The sequence below is a fragment of the Bacillus sp. LQ16 genome, from assembly GCF_057784645.1.
Genome location: NZ_CM173491.1, coordinates 637,461 through 653,182, shown reverse-complemented (window position 1 = coordinate 653,182; position 15,722 = coordinate 637,461). Strand labels below are relative to the sequence as shown.

The 15,722-nt window shown below is 34.6% G+C and carries 14 protein-coding genes; 6 read left to right on the top strand and 8 right to left on the bottom strand.

The genetic code is table 11. The features are described 5' to 3' along the window. Positions 1-111: 111 nt before the first annotated feature. The gene (locus tag AC3EMB_RS03265; protein WP_000338315.1) at positions 112-1,461 is read left to right on the top strand and encodes a peptide MFS transporter; all 1,350 of its coding nucleotides are present in this window, start codon (positions 112-114) and stop codon (positions 1,459-1,461) included. 37 nt (positions 1,462-1,498) lie between these two features. Here the strand turns inward: AC3EMB_RS03265 and AC3EMB_RS03260 are convergent, their stop codons facing one another. Both AC3EMB_RS03260 and AC3EMB_RS03255 read right to left on the bottom strand, forming a co-directional pair. Further along, on the bottom strand, positions 1,499-1,678 hold the full coding sequence (locus tag AC3EMB_RS03260) for an acid-soluble spore protein H (RefSeq protein WP_000382679.1): 180 nt from the start codon (positions 1,676-1,678) through the stop codon (positions 1,499-1,501). A 191-nt stretch (positions 1,679-1,869) separates the two neighbouring features. Beyond that, positions 1,870-2,157, bottom strand: a complete 288-nt coding sequence (locus tag AC3EMB_RS03255) for an ArsR/SmtB family transcription factor (protein ID WP_000081428.1) — start codon at positions 2,155-2,157, stop codon at positions 1,870-1,872. A gap of 819 nt (positions 2,158-2,976) precedes the next feature. Between AC3EMB_RS03255 and AC3EMB_RS03250 the strand changes: the two genes are divergently transcribed. Then, positions 2,977-4,596, top strand: coding sequence for an L-lactate permease (locus tag AC3EMB_RS03250; RefSeq protein WP_016083562.1), 1,620 nt, complete (start codon positions 2,977-2,979; stop codon positions 4,594-4,596). Between the two features lie 39 nt (positions 4,597-4,635). Here AC3EMB_RS03250 and aspA read toward each other — a convergent pair whose 3' ends face one another. The 3 genes from aspA to gloA2 all read right to left on the bottom strand — a co-directional run bounded on the left by aspA (position 4,636) and on the right by gloA2 (position 8,036). Next, positions 4,636-6,069 (bottom strand): aspartate ammonia-lyase, encoded by a 1,434-nt coding sequence (aspA, locus tag AC3EMB_RS03245; RefSeq protein ID WP_064532002.1) that lies wholly within the window; start codon positions 6,067-6,069, stop codon positions 4,636-4,638. Between the two features lie 173 nt (positions 6,070-6,242). Beyond that, complete coding sequence (locus AC3EMB_RS03240) at positions 6,243-7,541, bottom strand: hemolysin family protein (RefSeq protein ID WP_000353320.1); 1,299 nt, start codon at positions 7,539-7,541, stop codon at positions 6,243-6,245. Positions 7,542-7,649: 108 nt separating this feature from the next. Next, the gene (gene gloA2, locus AC3EMB_RS03235; RefSeq protein ID WP_001017676.1) at positions 7,650-8,036 is read right to left on the bottom strand and encodes an SMU1112c/YaeR family gloxylase I-like metalloprotein; all 387 of its coding nucleotides are present in this window, start codon (positions 8,034-8,036) and stop codon (positions 7,650-7,652) included. 91 nt (positions 8,037-8,127) lie between these two features. Between gloA2 and AC3EMB_RS03230 the strand changes: the two genes are divergently transcribed. The 3 genes from AC3EMB_RS03230 to AC3EMB_RS03220 all read left to right on the top strand — a co-directional run bounded on the left by AC3EMB_RS03230 (position 8,128) and on the right by AC3EMB_RS03220 (position 12,152). Beyond that, positions 8,128-9,306, top strand: coding sequence for a NupC/NupG family nucleoside CNT transporter (locus AC3EMB_RS03230; RefSeq protein ID WP_488517457.1), 1,179 nt, complete (start codon positions 8,128-8,130; stop codon positions 9,304-9,306). Positions 9,307-9,638: 332 nt separating this feature from the next. Continuing rightward, positions 9,639-10,655, top strand: coding sequence for an LCP family protein (locus AC3EMB_RS03225; protein WP_002153524.1), 1,017 nt, complete (start codon positions 9,639-9,641; stop codon positions 10,653-10,655). A 234-nt stretch (positions 10,656-10,889) separates the two neighbouring features. Continuing rightward, complete coding sequence (locus AC3EMB_RS03220; RefSeq protein ID WP_488517456.1) at positions 10,890-12,152, top strand: VanW family protein; 1,263 nt, start codon at positions 10,890-10,892, stop codon at positions 12,150-12,152. A 42-nt stretch (positions 12,153-12,194) separates the two neighbouring features. Here the strand turns inward: AC3EMB_RS03220 and AC3EMB_RS03215 are convergent, their stop codons facing one another. After that, positions 12,195-12,467 (bottom strand): hypothetical protein, encoded by a 273-nt coding sequence (locus AC3EMB_RS03215; protein WP_000288803.1) that lies wholly within the window; start codon positions 12,465-12,467, stop codon positions 12,195-12,197. 16 nt (positions 12,468-12,483) lie between these two features. Continuing rightward, the gene (locus tag AC3EMB_RS03210; RefSeq protein WP_000822706.1) at positions 12,484-13,002 is read right to left on the bottom strand and encodes an RNase A-like domain-containing lipoprotein; all 519 of its coding nucleotides are present in this window, start codon (positions 13,000-13,002) and stop codon (positions 12,484-12,486) included. Positions 13,003-13,400: 398 nt separating this feature from the next. On the opposite strand from AC3EMB_RS03210, the gene AC3EMB_RS03205 reads away from it, so the two are divergent. After that, a complete protein-coding gene (locus tag AC3EMB_RS03205) occupies positions 13,401-13,949 on the top strand; it encodes a TVP38/TMEM64 family protein (protein WP_088022943.1) in 549 nt (182 codons plus the stop codon). Between the two features lie 63 nt (positions 13,950-14,012). On the opposite strand, the gene AC3EMB_RS03200 is transcribed toward AC3EMB_RS03205, so the two are convergent. Then, a complete protein-coding gene (locus AC3EMB_RS03200; protein ID WP_098126954.1) occupies positions 14,013-15,713 on the bottom strand; it encodes a M4 family metallopeptidase in 1,701 nt (566 codons plus the stop codon). Positions 15,714-15,722 lie beyond the last annotated feature (9 nt).

The following is a 15,722-nucleotide window of genomic DNA, read 5'->3' as shown; positions in this document are numbered from 1 at the left end:
TTTTTTAGAAATTTTCTTTCTATTTCCATATAATTCTATTGACTTCTAAATATTTTGTAAATTAAAATGATTACATAAATATCCGTTATACAGGATTAGGGGGAAACAAACATGGATGCAGCTTTAAAATTAGACAAAGCTGGAGAGCAACAATCACCAAAAAAACATCCACCAGGGTTATACTTGTTGTTCTTTACAGAGGCATGGGAAAGATTTAGTTATTACGGAATGCGTGGCTTATTAGTTCTTTATTTAACAACGAGCTTAGTAAGCGGCGGTTTAGGATTTGATAAAGCAGTTGCAGTTCAAATTTACGGTATTTTCACAATGCTTGTATATTTCACACCTATTATTGGTGGTTGGTTAACTGACCATTTCATTACGAAGCGACATGCCATTACTATTGGTGGTATCATTATGGCGCTTGGTAACTTCGTACTATTTTCAATGAATACGAAAACTGGACTATTTTTAGGATTAGGATTATTAGTTATCGGTAACGGATTCTTCAAACCGAATATTTCGACTTTATTAGGTCAATTATATAGCGACAACGATTCTCGTCGTGATAGTGCCTTCACTATCTTCTACATGGGGATTAACTTAGGAGCTCTTATCGCTCCATTCATTTGCGGGTACTTCGCAGATTATAGATACGGTTTCTTAACAGCTTGTATCGGTATGATTATTGGACAGATTGCATTTAACTTATTAGCACCTCGTTACTTAGGATCAGCTGGAACAACAGTTGTGGGTAAAAAATCTAAAGAACAAAATGCAAAAGCTGTTGAGAAAAAACCTTTAACACCACAAGAGAAAAAACGTACTGTTGCAATTTTAATTTTAACTTGTTTCGTTGTATTCTTCTGGGCAGGCTTTGAACAAGCTGGTAGTTCTTTAACACTTTACACAGATAAGTTCGTAGATCGTACAATTGGTGGATTTACAATTCCAACACCTTGGTTCCAATCTGTAAACCCACTATTCATTATCTTACTAGCATTACCTGTTTCTGCGTTATGGATTAAGCTTTCAAAAACAAAAAATGGTGATTTAAAAATCCCAACAAAAATGGCATTAGGTATGATTTTACTAGGGATTGGATATTTAGTTCTAACTTTAGCTGTTTTAAAAACTGGTAGCGATGAAGGTAACATTACAATGAAAGCAAACTTACTATTCATTGTATTCACTTACATGTTCCACACAATCGGTGAGTTATTCTTATCACCAATCGGATTATCTATGGTAAGTGCAATCGCTCCTGTTAAATTAGCATCATTATTAATGGGTGTATGGTTAGCTGGTACTGGCTTCGCAAACTTATTAGCAGGACAATTAGCCGCTTTCACTCAATCTTTAGGATATTTAGAAGTATTCGCAAGCATCGGTATTATCGTAATTGTACTGGGATTAGTACTTCTTATGTTCTCTAAGAAAATTGCACATATGATGGAATAACAAAAAGACGCTTCTAAAATTAGAAGCGTCTTTTTTATTATTTCTCCTCTAAAGCTGTCACGTCCACATGAACGCTCTCACCAGGATTAGATACATCATACACTTGAGCACTCCCCTTCTGCTCATCACAGCTCTCAATCCATACTGGTACGCCCTCATATGTAACGTCAATTCTACTTGAAGAAGATAAGATTTGTTTCACACGTTTCACATCCATACTAATATCCCTCCTTCTGCTTACTACACTCCTTTCTATTTTTTCTTTTCTTTTTAGAATATATTCCGTAAAGCAGCATGTTGATTGATAGTCATTTCTTCCTCACATGCTAATATTTACTCTCTCGCTACCTTTCTGACAAATAAAAAAAGACGTATATTCTACACGTCTTTTTCCATAATATTCAAATTTTAAGAAAATAATGTTTTTACTACCGCACTTACTTTATCATTATGGATTTGGTAATACACTTCTAATCCTCGTCTTTCAAAGCGCACTACTTTATTTTGCTTTAACTTCGTTAAATGTTGTGAAACCGTTGATTGCGGAATTTCTAATACTTCCTGTAGTTGTGTTACATTACATGTTCCTCTTTGCATAAGTTCCATTACTAGACGTAGACGAAGTGGGTGAGCTAACGCTCTTAACATTTGTACATCTTCTTCTGAAATACGACATTCGAATTGATTTTGGCTCATAAAGTTCCCCTCATTTTCGTTTTTATTTGCGTTTTTATGTTCTTTTTATTTATTTATATATCTGTTCTTATATTTCCTGTTACGACATAACTTTATCAACCTATAAAGCCGAAAAATTTTTCCATTTTCATCAACAAAAATTCAGGAAAAAATCCTTGTTGATTTTGAATATTATACTATATGATATAACGAAAAAGCAAAATAATGGCCTACGAATACTTTGCTTGCAAACGTTGTTTTATCAGGCTTTTTGTTATATTTTCACCTCATTGAAATGCACAGTAACGGTATTGTAAAATACCGTCTATAATTGATAACCTATCGTAATGTAGCTGAACTATACTTAACCTCTTTGTTACGCTAAAAGGAATTTTCAGTAAAAAGAGATGATGTGGTATTAAAAATTTGTTTCTAATTTTTTATTCGTATTGCAAGCGGTTGGACTGTTGTGCAAAACTTCCTATTAAATCCACTCACCATTCCTCCCTCACTAGATTAAACAGGACAAATCAGTTCATATATCAAACTTTATACTCGATATAAAAGATGGCATCTAATATACACCTATAAGGAACATGCCATCTGAATAAGCAAAATAATATGCAAATAACTTATACAGCACACTTAAATTCATTTGAGTGTGTTTTTTGTCTACTTTATGAACAAAGCTTTTCTTTTAACACTATTATGGAATAATTATACTTTTTTACGTTGACAATAGTGTTGAAGGAGAATATACTAAGCATGTAAGTTGATTGTGAATATTTTCACAAATAATGTGAATTTCTTCACATATAATAGATAGGAGTTGTCATTATTATGAGTACTTGGACACAAATTTATGACCCATTAAACAATATTTGGTTATCTGCACTAATCGCAGCACTTCCAATCTTTTGTTTCATCATTTGTTTAATGGGATTCAAAATGAAAAGTTACATGGCTGGTCTTTATAGTGTGATTGTCGCTATTATCCTTGCAATATTTGTTTATAAAATGCCAGCAACAGTAGCTGTAGCATCTGCCGGATTCGGTGTTTTATCTGGATTTTATCCAATTTGTACTATCGTTATCGCCGCAATTTTCCTTTACAAATTAACTGTTAAAACAGAGCAATTCAATATTATTCGCGATAGTATTTCAAGCATTACAAATGATCAACGTTTACAAGTATTATTAATCGCTTATTCTTTCGGTGCTTTCTTAGAAGGCGCAGCTGGTCTAGGGGTTCCAGTTGCTATTACAGCTGCACTACTTGTAGGTATGGGATTTAACCCATTAAAAGCAGCAGGTATTTGTTTAGTAGCTAATATCGCTGGTGGTGCTATGGGTGCTATGGGTATTCCAGTTACAGTACCAGCACAATTAACTGAACTTGACGCATTAACTATCGGTCGTCAAACTGTTCTTATTTTACCTTTCATTAGTATCATCTTACCTTTCTTACTTGTTTCAATGGTCGATGGAATTAAAGGTATTAAAGAAACTTGGCAAGGTATTCTTGTAAGTGGTGTTTCTTTCGCAATTACTCAGTTCCTTGTAACTTACTTCTTAGGTGCAGAACTTACTAACATTTTCGCAGCCGTTGTAAGTATGATTGCTCTTGCATTATTCTTACGTGTTTGGCAACCAAAATCTTCTACTAAAGAAGAAAAACAAGAAACTAAAGTATCACATACATTCAATCAAATTTTATATGCTTGGTCTCCATTCGTATTCTTAACTGCATTTGTAACAATCTTTAACTTAAAACCGATTAAAGCTTTATTTGCTCCAGATGGTGCGTTAGCAAACTTAGTATTTAACATTCAGTTCCCTGGTCTTCATAATGCTGTTATGAAAACTACACCAATTACAAAAGCTGATACACCTTTCGCAGCTGTTTTCAAATTCGATGTATTCTCTTCTACAACTACTGCGATTGTACTAGCAATTATCGTTTCACTTATCGTTTACCGCGTAAAAGGTAAAATGGTTAAAGAATTAATGATTGAAACAATGAAAGAATTAAAAGCTCCAGTATATACAATTTGTAGCGTTATCGCTTTAGCTTACGTAGAGAACTACTCTGGTATGTCATCTACACTTGGACTTGCATTCTCTTCTACTGGTAATGCATTCCCAGTTCTTTCTCCAATCTTAGGATGGATTGGCGTATTCATTACAGGTTCAGTAGTTTCAAGTGGTTCTTTATTTGCACCACTTCAAGCAGTAACAGCAGACCAGTTAAACATCGTTCCTTCTACACTCGTTGCCTTAAATGTAGTAGGTGGTACAATGGCAAAAATGGTTTCACCACAATCTGTAGCAGTTGCTTGTGCCGCAGTTGGACTAGTTGGTAAAGAATCTGCTCTATTTAAAACAGCAATGAAATACAGTTTAATTTTCTTAGCTGTTATTAGCTTACTTCAATTAAACGCTGTATTTAATATCTTTTAAAAATAAAACACCGATCCAAATGGATCGGTGTTTTTCACATTACATTTTTTTATTTTTTAATAAAGAAGCTCCAGCAATTTCAGGGTGAGTCATTTCGAATGGATCTAAAATAATATCCAATTCCTCTTCTGTCAGTACACCATGTTCTAAACATAACTCCCTAACAGATTTTCCTGTTTCAATTGCTTCACGTGCAATACGAGATGCTGCTTCATAACCAATATGAGGATTAACTGCTGTAATAATTCCAACACTTTTCTCAACATATTGCTTCAGCAATTCTTCATTTGCTGTAATTCCTTCAATACAATATTCACGGAATACACGGAATCCATTATTCATAATACTTATAGATTGAATTAAATTAAATACAAGCACAGGCTCCATTACGTTTAACTCTAATTGTCCTGCTTCTGATGCTAAGCAAATTGTATGATCATTTCCGATTACTTGGAATGCGACTTGGTTAATCACTTCTGCCATAACTGGATTTACTTTACCTGGCATAATCGATGAACCCGGCTGACGTGCTGGCAATTGAATTTCAGCTAACCCAACACGTGGCCCAGACGCCATAATACGAAGATCGTTTGCAATTTTAGACATGTTCATCATACATACTTTGAGTGCTGCAGATACTTCTGTGTATGCATCTGTATTTTGCGTTGCATCAACTAAATGCTCTGCACCAACAAGTGGGAATCCACTAAACGTTCTTAAATGTTTTACCACTTGTTCAATATACGTAGGATTTGCATTTAATCCTGTACCAACAGCTGTCGCCCCCATATTCACTTCATATAAATGTTGACGAGACTGTTTAATTCTTTTTATATCACGCTCAAGCACTCGGCTATACGCTTCAAATTCTTGTCCAAGGCGAATTGGAACTGCATCTTGTAAATGTGTGCGTCCCATTTTAATAACGTGATCAAACTCTTTTGCTTTTTTACGAAAAGCAGAATGAAGTTCTTCCATTGTAATAAGAAGCTTTTCTAACATCATAAGAGTTGCAATATGAATCCCTGTTGGAAACGCATCGTTCGTTGATTGGGCCATGTTCACATGAGTGTTTGGGCTAATTTTCGCATACGCCCCTTTTTCATATCCCATACGTTCTAACGCTCTATTCGCAATTACTTCATTTGTATTCATATTAATAGAAGTTCCGGCTCCGCCTTGAATAGGATCCACGATAAATTGATCATGAAACTTTCCATCAACAATTTCTTGCGCTGCTTCTGCAATTTCATATCCAATGTCTTTAGCTAAGTAACCAGTATCTATATTCGCAAGCGCCGCCGCTTTTTTCACAATTGCCATTGCTGTAATGAGTGATGGATGAATGCGATATCCTGTAATTGGGAAGTTTTCTACGGCACGTAATGTTTGTACACCATAATAAGCTGCACTTGGTACTTCTTTTTCACCTAAAAAATCTTTTTCTATACGTATATCCTTCGTTGCTATCATTTTTATCACCTATACTTTTTCATTCTAAATCCTTATCCAAAAAATCCGCCCTCTAAAAACACGAGTATCATTCAGAAGAATTTTTCAGTATCCACCTTCACTATATAGCACCTTTTTTGAAAGCGCAAACATTTATTTTTCTGTATATCCTTTTTATTAAAGTTTATAGAAAATCATTCTTCTACTTTCCTTATTTCCACTCGTTTAATTTGATGCATATCCTTTTCAAGGACTTTAAAATAAAAACCGTGTTTCTCAATAACATCTCCTTCAGCAACGATTTGTTTTTGTACCATAATCCAGCCACCAATTGTATCTACATCATCAGCAATTAAATGTATGCCAAGCAAATCATTTACTTCACTAATAAGCACTTTTCCCTCTACGATTTTATACCCTTCACTTACATGCTCTATAGGTGGATTCTCATCTTCATCGTATTCATCTCGAATTTCTCCAACAATTTCTTCTAAAATATCTTCTAGTGTAACAATCCCTGCTGTACCACCATATTCATCATACAATACAGCTAATGGTATGTGTTTTCTTTGCATTTGTAATAGTAAATCATGAATTGGAATATTTTCTAGCACTTCAATAACTGGCCTTGTATATGGCATAATCGAGCACTCCTCGTCCCGATTCCCATCCATATAACGAATAAATAAATCTTTTACATTAACCATCCCAATAATTTCATCTTTATCTTCACCAAATACAGGATATCTCGTGTATTTTTCTTGTGCTATTACTTTAATATGTGTTTCAAATGGTTCGTCCTCATATAAGCCTACAACTTCCGTACGAGGTACCATAATTTCTTTTGCTACTCTATTATCAAATTCAAAAATATTATTTACATATTTAAATTCCCTTTGGTTAATCTCTCCGCTCTCATAGCTCTCAGATAAGATTAACCTTAATTCTTCTTCTGAATGAGCTACTTCATGTTCAGAAGCTGGATGTAATCCGAATAAACCAGTTACAACCCTCGCTGAACCATTCAAAGCCCAAATAAACGGATACATAACTCGGTAAAAATAAATAAGTGGTTTCGATAACAATAAGCTAACTTGTTCTGCTTTTTGTATAGCAAATGTCTTTGGAGCAAGTTCCCCAATGACAACATGTAAAAATGTAATTACTGCAAAGGCAATAATAAATGAAACTGTACTGGAAATTGCAGGTGAGAATTGTAATTTTAAAAACAACGGCTCGAGTAAGTGTTTAATAGTTGGTTCCCCTAACCACCCGAGCCCTAAAGCAGTAATTGTAATACCTAGCTGGCAGGCCGATAAATATTCATCTAAATTTGACGTTACCTTTTTAGCTGCCAGTGCACCTCGTCTTTTTTCGCTAACGAGTTGATCAATACGACTGCTACGTACCTTAATAATTGCAAACTCAACAGCCACAAAAAATGCTGTTAACCCAATAAGAATGACTACCATCAATAATTTTAAAATATCCACATATGTCCTTTAGCTTTCTTAGCTAAAGTTACACCTCCTTTTAAAAAGAAGTTTCACTTTAGTTTCTTCAATTATTGGAAAGCAACTCTATATAAAATCCACCAATTTTCAAACCTCATACAATTCTAAAGGTAAACCATCGGGATCTTGGAAAAAGACGAATTTCTTCTCCGTTATTTCATCAATACGGATCGATTCTGTCTCAACACCACATTGATTTAAATGCTTCACAGCTTCTTCTATATTTGTAACAGCAAATGCTAAATGTCTAAGACCTGCTGCTTCTGGAAAACTTTTGCGCTCAGGCGGATTTGGAAATGAAAATAATTCGATTTGATACTCTTCTCCTACACATAAATCTAATTTATAAGAATCTCGTTCCTTTCTATATACTTCATTCAGTTCTTTAAATCCTAATATCCTAGTATAAAAATCCTTTGACGTCTCATAATTCGAACAAATAATTGCAACGTGATGCACTCTACATATATTCATACTCTCTCTATTCCTTTCTTTACCAAAGATGCATATTCTCTCTTGAAATGAAAAACATATATAGCAGAATATCTCTTTTAGGGGGCTTATCATGAAATTCATTACTTTTTTCGTCGGACTAATTGTTGTTTTCTTGCTCGCTTATATTGCTAGCAATAATAAGAAGCATATTAAATTTAAACCAATTTTTATCATGCTTATTATACAGTTAATTTTAACCTATTTACTACTAAATACAGAAGTCGGCCTCATACTAATTAGAATCATTTCCAGTTTGTTTACCAAGCTACTCGAGTATGCTGCTGATGGAATAAATTTCGTATTTGGTGGTCTTGCAAATAAAGGTGAAATGCCATTTTTCCTTAATGTATTATTACCAATCGTCTTTATTTCTGTTTTAATTGGCATATTACAACATTTCAAAATACTACCATTTTTTATTCATTGGATCGGGTACTTTCTTAGTAAAATAAATGGTCTTGGGAAATTAGAATCTTACAACGCTATCGCCTCTGCCATTGTCGGCCAATCAGAAGTTTTTATTACAGTGAAAAAGCAATTAGCTCAAATTCCAAAACACCGTCTTTATACACTTTGTGCCTCTGCTATGTCAACCGTATCTATGTCTATCGTAGGTGCCTATATGACAATGATTGAACCTAAATATGTAGTAACTGCACTCGTTCTCAATTTATTTAGCGGTTTTATTATCGTACTCATCATTAACCCTTACGACGTTAAAGATGACGAAGATATTTTAGAAATCAAAGGTGAAAAACAGAGCTTTTTTGAAATGCTTGGAGAATACATTCTTGATGGTTTTCGTGTAGCCATTGTTGTCGGCGCTATGCTCATCGGATTCGTCGCATTAATTAGTTGTATTAATGACCTGTTCCTCATTATATTCGGTATTACGTTCCAACAATTAATCGGCTATGTATTTGCACCTACCGCATTCCTTATCGGTGTACCAAGTTCTGAAATTGTCGCAGCTGGCAGCATTATGGCAACGAAGCTTGTAACGAATGAATTTGTTGCAATGATGGACCTCAGTAAAATTTCTAATAGCCTTTCTCCCCGTACAGTTGGTATTATTTCTGTTTTCCTTGTGTCTTTTGCCAATTTCTCTTCCATTGGTATTATTTCAGGTGCGGTAAAAGGACTAAACGAGGAACAAGGAAACGTTGTCGCGAGGTTTGGCCTTAAATTACTATATGGAGCTACTCTCGTTAGCATTTTATCTGCAATTATCGTAAGCATTATGTTGTAATTAGGTAAAATTTTATCATTTTCTTATCCCTATCTTTTGTATACAATAACGAATAGATGTCTTATAAAGTGAAACTTTACTCAGAGGGGGCTATCCCCCTCTGAGTATTAGCCTTCACCAATCGGGCTTTTACGGGCAGTTAACTCCCACCTAACTTCCTTGCATTCGCTGGGCTTTGAGGTGGGAGTTTTACTGCCCGTTAATGCGGGATAAATAATCAAGACATCTATTTTTTATACATGTACAATCGCTTTTATTTAGCGTAAAATATTTTTTATGTGTTTGAATACACTTCTAAATGTATACACTTTGATAGTTTTAAAGGAGAAAAAATGATGAAATCCGACACGAACAACAATACGCGAGCCAAAAAAGGACGCTCAAAGAAAAAACGCCTACTTTGGTTCCTTCTTATTCCATTACTAATTGTAGCACTTGGAGCAGGAGGCTACTCCTTCCATATATACAGTAAAGCAAAGTCCGTCTTAAATAATGCTTATGCTGAACTAGGTCGAGGAGATAAGTCCAGCAAACGTGAAAAAGCTGTTAAACCTATGACCGACAACATTTCCGTACTTATTATGGGTGTTGATGAAAGTGAAATTAGGGAAAAAGGTTATGGAAAAGCGACTCGAACAGATGCGTTATTACTTGCAACAATTAATAAAAACGATAAATCCGTTAAACTTGTAAGCATTCCACGTGACTCACGCGTCTACATTAAATCACGTGATAAATACGATAAAATTACACATGCGCACGTATTCGGTGGTGTAGACAGCACAATTGATACGGTAGAGAACTTTTTAGATGTTCCAGTTGATTACTATGTAAAATTCAACTTTAAATCCTTTATTAAAATTGTTGATTCTCTTGGTGGTATTACTGTAGACGTTCCAGTTGAGTTCACAGAGCAAAATAGTAAAGATGAAGCAGATGCAATTCATCTTAAAAAAGGACGTCAACATTTAAATGGAGAAGAAGCATTGGCGCTAGCTAGAACTCGTCATATCGATAGTGATTATATGCGTGGCCAACGACAACAGCTTGTATTAGAGGCCATTGCTGAAAAGGCACTATCTCTTAATTCCATTAATAAAATCGGTGGCCTACTAGACGCTGTCGATAAGGATTTAAAAACCAATTTAACGTTTGATGATATGATGACAATTACAAAAAATTCAATGGATTCAAATTTAAAGATGGAAAAAATGCAAGTAGAAGGTACAGATAAATATATAGGTGGTATTTATTATTACGTTCCAAATGAAAAAAGCGTCGACACTATTTCAACTACCCTTCAAAAACATCTCGGTGTTACGAATAAAAATGAACATAAAAAATTATAATAAAAAGGCTGCTAGATCTTTCTAGACAGCCTTTTTATTATATTTTTCAACATATTTTTCATACACATTGTGACAAGAAGTGACAATTATTACAGCGATGTAACATTTTTTATGAAAACATTACACACACAGTGAAAATAATAGTATACTAGTACGTACATAATGTTATTTTCATCATTTTTATACAAAAAATGTAATACATATATTTATACATAAATTTCTGGGGGGAAATAAATGAAGCTAAGTAAAATACTGATTGGTTCTGCAATTGCTGGGGGCATATTACTTTGTGTAGGCGGTGTTGGGGGATATAAATATGTATCCAAATTAAATAATCAATTAGATACTACTGCATTACCAAATACTACATTTGAAGGTATTTCTCTCGAAGGAAAAAATAAGAAAGATATTCAAGCAATTATTAATCAAAAGGTAACTGAGTTAGATCAAAAATCCCTTACCTACATATTCCAAAACGATAAACAAACTTACACATGGAAAGATTTAGGGATAAATTATAAAGAAAAAGATATTATTGACAAAATCTTCAAAGAACAAGAAGGAAACGTAATGAATCGTTACAAAATGCGTAAGCAAGCTGAAAACGGTGAATTAAAACGTGACTATAAATTAACACCACAATTAAATGCAACAGCTTATGAAACCTTTATAAAAGATAAATATAATGAAACATTAAAAAATCCTGTTAATGCAGAATTGAGTATTGAAGGCTCAACAGTAAATGTTAGTCAAAGCCAAAACGGAGAAAAAATTGATAAAGGGAAACTAAACGGTTTAACAAACGAAGCTATTACTACTGGTAAATCAGATGTTACATTGCCAGTTACATTTATAAAACCAGAACGTTCTACAGAAGACATACAGGAAATGGGTATTAAAGAAGTCATTGCTGAATATTCTACGCCAATGGCTGGCCGTAACGGAAATCAATCATTTAACGTAAATAAGTCAGCCAATACTTTAAGTGGGGTTATTGTCGCACCTGATGAAACATTTAGTTTTAATGGCCGCGTTGGCGTAACTGATGCTGCACATGGTTATAAATCTGCAGCAGTATATTCACAAGGTAAAGTAATACAAAGTGCAGGCGGAGGAGTTTGCCAAGTCAGTAGTACTTTATACAGCGCAGCTTTAAGGGCAGATTTAGGCATTGTTTCTCGAAGCAATCATTCTATGCCGGTAAATTATTTACCACTTGGGCAAGATGCAGCAGTAGCAGATTATGGTCCAGATTTAAAATTTAAAAATAATACGGGCAATCATATTTATATTCAAGCATTTTCAAATGGAGGTAGTATTACTACACGCATTTTCGGTACAAATACTGGTAAAAATGTTGAAGTTTCTTCTCAAGTAATTAGTAGGACTAGTGATAAAATCACAGCGGTTACGTATAAAAAAGTAACACAAAACGGGGCAGTAATATCAAATGGACAAATTTCAAAAAGCGTATATAAAAGCGCTCCAAAAGAATAGATAATATCAACCGAATAGCATAAAGAAAAAGGCGTGATTTAATCACGCCTTTTTCTTTTGCAGTAATAGTAAAAAAGTTTCAAGATGGTCTTTCGTTTCTTCTAAAGACCACATACGATTGCCTTGCTTCGCAGCTAATACACACGCCTCTTCCCACGCGTTCTTTTTCTTCATATTTATTAATTCATCACGTAATTTCAAAACAATTTCTTCGTCTTCTTGTTCAATAAACTCTTCCATCACGCTTACTATTTCATCCTCATGAATACTTAACGTACAGTACGATTTAAGAAAGTATTGTAATGTCGTATACATAATGTACTCCCCCTTCTTATTTATCAGATGGATAAGAAGTAATAATCTTAAACCCTAATTCTCCTGACTTATCTCTTGCTAAAACAGTAACAGTTTTTACCAACTTGTCTTTTACACTCATATTTTTCTTTATTACCGTTTTTCCAACCGGGAATGAATGTGTTGTATTTAATACGAGACGAGCCTCTTTAGAATTTTTTAACCAGTCTTGAATTTCCTTATCATGCTGCTTCAAACTATCTTTTACAGCTTTCGTTGCTGTTTCCTTGTCATAGTATGTACTTGCTGCTGATACTTTATCTGTCTTCAAGCGATTCTTCAAATCTTCTTCTGATTTGCCTACATGTCTTTCAATCGTATGACCATTTTTAGGTGGCCCTTCCATTTCATCTAAAATATTATCACTAATTTTTTCTACTGATGTCGATTGATTCCCTGTTTGTTTCTCTGTTTTTTGTTCTTTTCCTGCACATCCACTTAAGATCAGCATTAGTGCCAATAAACCACTCAAGAAAAGACTACTTATTCGTTTCATCATATCACCTCTTTCATGATTATTATCGCAACTTCACTAAAAGTCAATTTCACAACGAAAAAATCTATCAGTTTTCATTTTTTCCATCTATTTTTCCATATTTACCCTCGCAATTTCATCAACCCTCTATTTTTCTACTTTTATAATATATACCCCCTATATTTTATGATTATTTCCCAGATGAAAACACTGATAATATAACTATAGAACTCTTTTATATAAAGGTTTTTATAGTATTTTTCAAAATAATTTAAAATACCCCTGTTTTTATATACCCAATACCTATATAAGGTATAAAGACCCCTTCTTATCAACGTTTTTCTACATTATGTAAATTTACCCTTGCCTATACAAACGAAATATGGTGTAATGCAAAAAAAGATAAAGGATTTTAAACAATGGCTGAAACGATTCAAAATTTCTTAACAGAATACTATTCAATCGCAATTCCACTTAGTATCTTAATTAACATCATCATTAGTCTTTTAGGCGTTATTCCTAGCATCTTTTTAACCGCCATTAATATACAGCTCTTCGGTGTAACAAATGGCACAATCATTTCGATCGCAGGTGAGGCCTTAGGGGCTATTATCTCGTTTTATATTTACCGAATAGGCCTTCAAAAGTTCACTCACGATAAAGTAAATAAGTACCCAAAGGTAGAGCGTCTTCTTTATGTACAAGGTAGAGAGGCCTTTCTACTCGTTCTATCGTTTCGATTGATACCTTTCATCCCATCAAGTATCGTGACTTTATTTGCAGCTCTAGGGAAAATGTCATTACTCTCCTTCAGTATTGCCAGTACAATAGGTAAAATACCGGCATTATTGATTGAAGTATATTCGGCATACCAAGTCATGAACGGAACAAATGAAGCGAAGTGGATTGTGACAATCGCAGGTTGCATTGGATTGTTCTATTTGTGGAAAAAATGGAGAAAAAAATAAAGAAGGAGCCTATGCTCCTTCTTTATTTTTGAGGTATCTTATTAATAGCTATCCTTTAAATCCTTAGTTAATACCAACAGCACTAAATGATTGCTTAACTGCTGCTACTTCAGCAGAATTTGCACCATATAAGTCTGCAGCAGCTTGTACTGCACCAGCACGAGCTTGACTAAATGTAGTAGATTGCGTGAAATACTGTGTATTTGCACGGTAGTAAATCGCACCTAATTTATCTTTACCGATACCAGTTACAGTTACACCGTAATGCGTACCACCATTTGCTAATAAATAAGCTTGTTTATTAATAATGCCGCTGTTTGTATGAACGCCACCGTTATCACTTGAACCAGTGTAACGCTTAGAATAATGGTCTGGATCACCATACTTCGTAGGATCACTCATAGAACGAAGGGCATCTCCTGCTTTACCAGGCGTGTAAATATCTTCACCAATCTCCCAATCTGGGTTACGGTTATCATAGAATTCTACTAAAGTACCAAAGATATCAGAAATCGCTTCATTTAAAGCCCCTGATTCATTTTGATAAATTAAATTTGAACTATTTTCCGTAACAGCATGCGTTAACTCGTGACCAATTACATCAATTCCACCAGATAATGAAGTAAACGTTACACCATCACCATCTCCGTATACCATCTGTGAACCGTTCCAGAATGCATTATTATAATTACTTCCGTAATGAACTGTTGATTTTAACGGAGCTCCTGCATCATTAATAGAATTTCTATTAAATGTAGCTTTATAGTAATCATATGTTTTACCTGCATAATAATGAGCATCTACCGCTGCTGCATCATACGCTGCATTGAAAACATTATCTGCATCTGCCCATAAAGTTCCTGGTAATGTTGAACGGTTTTTCGCATCATATGTGAAAATCGTTGCCCCGCGCGTATTATCTTGTAAGTAGTAAGATGATCCAGATAACGTTGTATTAAGCGACTTCGTATCTCCTAATACACCTTTACCAGTCCCTACTTTATTCGTTCCTGTAACAGGCTTTACAACAGCTTTCGCATCCTGTTTAGGAGCCTCTTGCTTAACTGGTGACTTATCATCATTCGTCACATGATCAATTGTATTAAACTTATTTAATACTTTACCGCTTTCTGCCTCAATGAAATAGTAGTAGTTTCCTGGGCTTGGATCTAAGAAGTTTAGATTTACAACATATGCATATGTTGTTTCCTCACCGTTTTGATATACATATAAGTCCGCTTTTGGTTCTACCTCATATTTCGGTGTTACCCCTAAATCTTGCTGCGCGATTTCAATCGCTTTTGCGCCTTCAATCTTATTTTTATTTTTCAACTTTTCCTTTTTGTCTAAATCAGGTGCAACTGTTCCAGACAATACTTTTAAAGAACCGTCTTTACTTACGTGAGCTACTTGAGTAGAACCCCATACAGGCACTCCTTCGTAAACTTGTTGCATACGTACTACTGTTGAATCAGTTACAGCATCTTTCTTCACTTGTTTCACTTTGAAAGAATCTTGCGCACTCTTTTCCCCTAGCTTGTAATCACCTTTTGCTGCGTTTAAGTAATCAAACACAACAGATTCTGCTTTCTTACCAGTCGCTCCAGTTAGATCACCAGAAATAAACTCAGGTGACTGCACCGTCTCATTGTACTTCTTCGTAGAGAGTACATTTTTAGAATCCGCAAATGCAGAGCCTGTCCCTCCAAACGTTGTAACTGCCATTCCTGTCGCTAACACTAATGCTAAACTCTTCTTTTTCATATAACCTTC

Excerpts from the sequence above, each read along its gene's own strand:
- AC3EMB_RS03265 (WP_000338315.1), top strand. The coding sequence starts at position 112 with ATGGATGCAGCTTTAAAATTAGACAAAGCTGGAGAGCAACAATCACCA.
- AC3EMB_RS03260 (WP_000382679.1), bottom strand. The coding sequence starts at position 1,678 with ATGGATGTGAAACGTGTGAAACAAATCTTATCTTCTTCAAGTAGAATT.
- AC3EMB_RS03255 (WP_000081428.1), bottom strand. The coding sequence starts at position 2,157 with ATGAGCCAAAATCAATTCGAATGTCGTATTTCAGAAGAAGATGTACAA.
- AC3EMB_RS03250 (WP_016083562.1), top strand. The coding sequence starts at position 2,977 with ATGAGTACTTGGACACAAATTTATGACCCATTAAACAATATTTGGTTA.
- aspA (WP_064532002.1), bottom strand. The coding sequence starts at position 6,069 with ATGATAGCAACGAAGGATATACGTATAGAAAAAGATTTTTTAGGTGAA.
- gloA2 (WP_001017676.1), bottom strand. The coding sequence starts at position 8,036 with ATGAATATATGTAGAGTGCATCACGTTGCAATTATTTGTTCGAATTAT.
- AC3EMB_RS03230 (WP_488517457.1), top strand. The coding sequence starts at position 8,128 with ATGAAATTCATTACTTTTTTCGTCGGACTAATTGTTGTTTTCTTGCTC.
- AC3EMB_RS03225 (WP_002153524.1), top strand. The coding sequence starts at position 9,639 with ATGATGAAATCCGACACGAACAACAATACGCGAGCCAAAAAAGGACGC.
- AC3EMB_RS03220 (WP_488517456.1), top strand. The coding sequence starts at position 10,890 with ATGAAGCTAAGTAAAATACTGATTGGTTCTGCAATTGCTGGGGGCATA.
- AC3EMB_RS03215 (WP_000288803.1), bottom strand. The coding sequence starts at position 12,467 with ATGTATACGACATTACAATACTTTCTTAAATCGTACTGTACGTTAAGT.
- AC3EMB_RS03210 (WP_000822706.1), bottom strand. The coding sequence starts at position 13,002 with ATGAAACGAATAAGTAGTCTTTTCTTGAGTGGTTTATTGGCACTAATG.
- AC3EMB_RS03205 (WP_088022943.1), top strand. The coding sequence starts at position 13,401 with ATGGCTGAAACGATTCAAAATTTCTTAACAGAATACTATTCAATCGCA.
- AC3EMB_RS03200 (WP_098126954.1), bottom strand. The coding sequence starts at position 15,713 with ATGAAAAAGAAGAGTTTAGCATTAGTGTTAGCGACAGGAATGGCAGTT.